This window comes from Streptomyces sp. NPDC056169, assembly GCF_042268445.1.
In the GTDB taxonomy this organism is placed as follows: Bacteria; Actinomycetota; Actinomycetes; order Streptomycetales; family Streptomycetaceae; genus Streptomyces.
Genome location: NZ_JBHJUO010000050.1, coordinates 1 through 5,329, shown reverse-complemented (window position 1 = coordinate 5,329; position 5,329 = coordinate 1). Strand labels below are relative to the sequence as shown.

Sequence of the window (5,329 nt, the reverse complement as noted above, 5' to 3'; positions counted from 1 at the left end):
CCTATAAATGGTGGAGGGGGGCAGATTCGAACTGCCGAACCCTGAGGGAGCGGATTTACAGTCCGCCGCGTTTAGCCACTTCGCTACCCCTCCACATTAAATTTTGAAAAAACAGTGCCGGCAAGAGGACTTGAACCCCCAACCTACTGATTACAAGTCAGTTGCTCTACCAATTGAGCTACACCGGCATAATGGTGGAGGATGACGGGCTCGAACCGCCGACCCTCTGCTTGTAAGGCAGATGCTCTCCCAGCTGAGCTAATCCTCCATAATTACACTAACGTGCAATTGCTTGGCGGCGTCCTACTCTCACAGGGGGAAACCCCCGACTACCATCGGCGCTGAAGAGCTTAACTTCCGTGTTCGGTATGGGAACGGGTGTGACCTCTTCGCTATCGCCACCAAACAATTTGAGAGTGTTCTCTCAAAACTAGATAACAGGTGTGACATCATTCAAAAATATGGTTAAGTCCTCGATCGATTAGTATCTGTCAGCTCCATGTGTCGCCACACTTCCACCTCAGACCTATCAACCTGATCATCTTTCAGGGATCTTACTTCCTTGCGGAATGGGAAATCTCATCTTGAGGGGGGCTTCATGCTTAGATGCTTTCAGCACTTATCCCGTCCGCACATAGCTACCCAGCGATGCCCTTGGCAGAACAACTGGTACACCAGCGGTGCGTCCATCCCGGTCCTCTCGTACTAAGGACAGCTCCTCTCAAATTTCCTGCGCCCGCGACGGATAGGGACCGAACTGTCTCACGACGTTCTGAACCCAGCTCGCGTACCGCTTTAATGGGCGAACAGCCCAACCCTTGGGACCGACTACAGCCCCAGGATGCGATGAGCCGACATCGAGGTGCCAAACCTCCCCGTCGATGTGGACTCTTGGGGGAGATAAGCCTGTTATCCCCGGGGTAGCTTTTATCCGTTGAGCGATGGCCCTTCCATGCGGAACCACCGGATCACTAAGCCCGACTTTCGTCCCTGCTCGACTTGTAGGTCTCGCAGTCAAGCTCCCTTGTGCCTTTACACTCTGCGAATGATTTCCAACCATTCTGAGGGAACCTTTGGGCGCCTCCGTTACCTTTTAGGAGGCGACCGCCCCAGTCAAACTGCCCACCTGACACTGTCTCCCCGCCCGATAAGGGCGGCGGGTTAGAAGGTCAATACAGCCAGGGTAGTATCCCACCGATGCCTCCACCGAAGCTGGCGCTCCGGTTTCCAAGGCTCCTACCTATCCTGTACAAGCTGTACCAACATTCAATATCAGGCTGCAGTAAAGCTCCACGGGGTCTTTCCGTCCTGTCGCGGGTAACCTGCATCTTCACAGGTACTATAATTTCACCGAGTCTCTCGTTGAGACAGTGCCCAGATCGTTGCGCCTTTCGTGCGGGTCGGAACTTACCCGACAAGGAATTTCGCTACCTTAGGACCGTTATAGTTACGGCCGCCGTTTACTGGGGCTTCAATTCGCACCTTCGCTTACGCTAAGCGCTCCTCTTAACCTTCCAGCACCGGGCAGGCGTCAGCCCCTATACTTCGCCTTACGGCTTCGCAGAGACCTGTGTTTTTGCTAAACAGTCGCCTGGGCCTATTCACTGCGGCTCTCTCGGGCTTGCACCCTAACAGAGCACCCCTTCTCCCGAAGTTACGGGGTCATTTTGCCGAGTTCCTTAACGAGAGTTCTCTCGATCACCTTAGGATTCTCTCCTCGCCTACCTGTGTCGGTTTGCGGTACGGGCACCTCTCACCTCGCTAGAGGCTTTTCTTGGCAGTGTGGAATCAGGAACTTCGCTACTATATTTCGCTCGCCATCACAGCTCAGCCTTATGGGAAACGGATTTGCCTATTTCCCAGCCTAACTGCTTGGACGCGGATATCCAATACCGCGCTTACCCTATCCTCCTGCGTCCCCCCATTGCTCAAATGGTGAGGAGGTGGTACAGGAATATCAACCTGTTGTCCATCGCCTACGCCTTTCGGCCTCGGCTTAGGTCCCGACTAACCCTGAGCGGACGAGCCTTCCTCAGGAAACCTTAGGCATTCGGTGGAGGGGATTCTCACCCCTCTTTCGCTACTCATACCGGCATTCTCACTTCTAAGCGCTCCACCAGTCCTTCCGGTCTGGCTTCACAGCCCTTAGAACGCTCTCCTACCACTGTTCGAAGAACAGTCCGCAGCTTCGGTGATACGTTTAGCCCCGGTACATTTTCGGCGCAGAGTCACTCGACCAGTGAGCTATTACGCACTCTTTAAATGGTGGCTGCTTCTAAGCCAACATCCTGGTTGTCTAAGCAACTCCACATCCTTTTCCACTTAACGTATACTTTGGGACCTTAGCTGGCGGTCTGGGCTGTTTCCCTTTCGACTACGGATCTTATCACTCGCAGTCTGACTCCCAAGGATAAGTCATTGGCATTCGGAGTTTGACTGAATTCGGTAACCCGGTAGGGGCCCCTAGTCCAATCAGTGCTCTACCTCCAAGACTCTTACCTTGAGGCTAGCCCTAAAGCTATTTCGGAGAGAACCAGCTATCTCCAGGTTCGATTGGCATTTCACCCCTACCCACACCTCATCCCCGCACTTTTCAACGTGCGTGGGTTCGGGCCTCCATTCAGTGTTACCTGAACTTCACCCTGGACATGGGTAGATCACCTGGTTTCGGGTCTACGACCACGTACTCATGCGCCCTATTCAGACTCGCTTTCGCTGCGGCTCCGCATCTTCTGCTTAACCTTGCACGGGATCGTAACTCGCCGGTTCATTCTACAAAAGGCACGCCATCACCCGTTAACGGGCTCTGACTACTTGTAGGCACACGGTTTCAGGATCTCTTTCACTCCCCTTCCGGGGTGCTTTTCACCTTTCCCTCACGGTACTGGTTCACTATCGGTCACTAGGGAGTATTTAGCCTTGGGAGATGGTCCTCCCGGATTCCGACGGAATTTCACGTGTTCCGCCGTACTCAGGATCCACTCAGGAGAGAACGAAGTTTTGACTACAGGGCTGTTACCTCCTATGGCGGGCCTTTCCAGACCTCTTCATCTACCTCGTTCCTTTGTAACTCCGTATAGAATGTCCTACAACCCCAAGAGGCAAGCCTCTTGGTTTGGGCTATCTTCCGTTTCGCTCGCCGCTACTCAGGAAATCGCATTTGCTTTCTCTTCCTCCGGGTACTTAGATGTTTCAGTTCCCCGGGTCTGCCTTCTCATATCCTATGAATTCAGATATGGATACCACTCCATTACGAGTGGTGGGTTTCCCCATTCGGAAATCTCCGGATCAAAGCTTGCTTACAGCTCCCCGAAGCATATCGGTGTTCGTCCCGTCCTTCATCGGCTCCTAGTGCCAAGGCATCCACCGTGCGCCCTTTCTAACTTAACCGTTAAAAAGAATCACTATGTGATATCTTGTGTTACTAATTGAATGTGATGTCTACTGTTATCTAGTTTTCAAAGAACACGTTTCGAAGGAATGATCCTTCAAAACTAAACAAGACAGGGAACGTTCTGTTTATAAGACCCAAGGTCTTATATTCCGTAAAATATCCTTAGAAAGGAGGTGATCCAGCCGCACCTTCCGATACGGCTACCTTGTTACGACTTCACCCCAATCATCTGTCCCACCTTCGGCGGCTGGCTCCTAAAAGGTTACCTCACCGACTTCGGGTGTTACAAACTCTCGTGGTGTGACGGGCGGTGTGTACAAGGCCCGGGAACGTATTCACCGCGGCATGCTGATCCGCGATTACTAGCGATTCCAGCTTCACGCAGTCGAGTTGCAGACTGCGATCCGAACTGAGAACAGATTTGTGGGATTGGCTTAACCTCGCGGTTTCGCTGCCCTTTGTTCTGTCCATTGTAGCACGTGTGTAGCCCAGGTCATAAGGGGCATGATGATTTGACGTCATCCCCACCTTCCTCCGGTTTGTCACCGGCAGTCACCTTAGAGTGCCCAACTGAATGCTGGCAACTAAGATCAAGGGTTGCGCTCGTTGCGGGACTTAACCCAACATCTCACGACACGAGCTGACGACAACCATGCACCACCTGTCACTCTGCCCCCGAAGGGGACGTCCTATCTCTAGGATTGTCAGAGGATGTCAAGACCTGGTAAGGTTCTTCGCGTTGCTTCGAATTAAACCACATGCTCCACCGCTTGTGCGGGCCCCCGTCAATTCCTTTGAGTTTCAGTCTTGCGACCGTACTCCCCAGGCGGAGTGCTTAATGCGTTAGCTGCAGCACTAAGGGGCGGAAACCCCCTAACACTTAGCACTCATCGTTTACGGCGTGGACTACCAGGGTATCTAATCCTGTTCGCTCCCCACGCTTTCGCTCCTCAGCGTCAGTTACAGACCAGAGAGTCGCCTTCGCCACTGGTGTTCCTCCACATCTCTACGCATTTCACCGCTACACGTGGAATTCCACTCTCCTCTTCTGCACTCAAGTTCCCCAGTTTCCAATGACCCTCCCCGGTTGAGCCGGGGGCTTTCACATCAGACTTAAGAAACCGCCTGCGAGCCCTTTACGCCCAATAATTCCGGACAACGCTTGCCACCTACGTATTACCGCGGCTGCTGGCACGTAGTTAGCCGTGGCTTTCTGGTTAGGTACCGTCAAGGTACCGCCCTATTCGAACGGTACTTGTTCTTCCCTAACAACAGAGCTTTACGATCCGAAAACCTTCATCACTCACGCGGCGTTGCTCCGTCAGACTTTCGTCCATTGCGGAAGATTCCCTACTGCTGCCTCCCGTAGGAGTCTGGGCCGTGTCTCAGTCCCAGTGTGGCCGATCACCCTCTCAGGTCGGCTACGCATCGTTGCCTTGGTGAGCCGTTACCTCACCAACTAGCTAATGCGCCGCGGGTCCATCTGTAAGTGGTAGCCGAAGCCACCTTTTATGTTTGAACCATGCGGTTCAAACAACCATCCGGTATTAGCCCCGGTTTCCCGGAGTTATCCCAGTCTTACAGGCAGGTTACCCACGTGTTACTCACCCGTCCGCCGCTAACATCAGGGAGCAAGCTCCCATCTGTCCGCTCGACTTGCATGTATTAGGCACGCCGCCAGCGTTCGTCCTGAGCCAGGATCAAACTCTCCGATAAAGTAGTTTGACTGACTACGCACATCGCTGTGCGATTTTTAAAAACTGAATTAACAGGTACGTTTTGTCTTGTTTAGTTTTCAAAGATCATTTTCACTTCTTGTTGAAGCGACTTTATCAATATAACATTTTGACTTTCTTTTGTCAAATGTTTTTTTGATTTATTTTCCCGCCGCTGTGAGCTTGTTTTCTCAGAAGCGCATCAGCGACGTTTAATAAT

The 5,329-nt window shown here is 52.4% G+C and carries 3 tRNA genes and 3 rRNA genes; all 6 read right to left on the bottom strand.

What is annotated here, in order from left to right:
• Positions 1 to 8: 8 nt before the first annotated feature.
• The 6 genes from ACFC0G_RS39510 to ACFC0G_RS39485 all read right to left on the bottom strand — a co-directional run bounded on the left by ACFC0G_RS39510 (position 9) and on the right by ACFC0G_RS39485 (position 5,110).
• Positions 9 to 93, bottom strand: a tRNA-Tyr gene (locus ACFC0G_RS39510).
• Between the two features lie 22 nt (positions 94 to 115).
• Positions 116 to 188: transfer RNA gene (locus tag ACFC0G_RS39505), tRNA-Thr, on the bottom strand.
• A 4-nt stretch (positions 189 to 192) separates the two neighbouring features.
• Positions 193 to 268: transfer RNA gene (locus ACFC0G_RS39500), tRNA-Val, on the bottom strand.
• Positions 269 to 290: 22 nt separating this feature from the next.
• A 5S ribosomal RNA gene (rrf, locus tag ACFC0G_RS39495) occupies positions 291 to 406 on the bottom strand.
• A gap of 55 nt (positions 407 to 461) precedes the next feature.
• A 23S ribosomal RNA gene (locus tag ACFC0G_RS39490) occupies positions 462 to 3,390 on the bottom strand.
• A 170-nt stretch (positions 3,391 to 3,560) separates the two neighbouring features.
• Positions 3,561 to 5,110: ribosomal RNA gene (locus tag ACFC0G_RS39485) — 16S ribosomal RNA — on the bottom strand.
• The 16S, 23S and 5S rRNA genes sit together here with 3 tRNA genes alongside, the layout of an rRNA operon.
• Between the last annotated feature and the right edge of the window lie 219 nt (positions 5,111 to 5,329).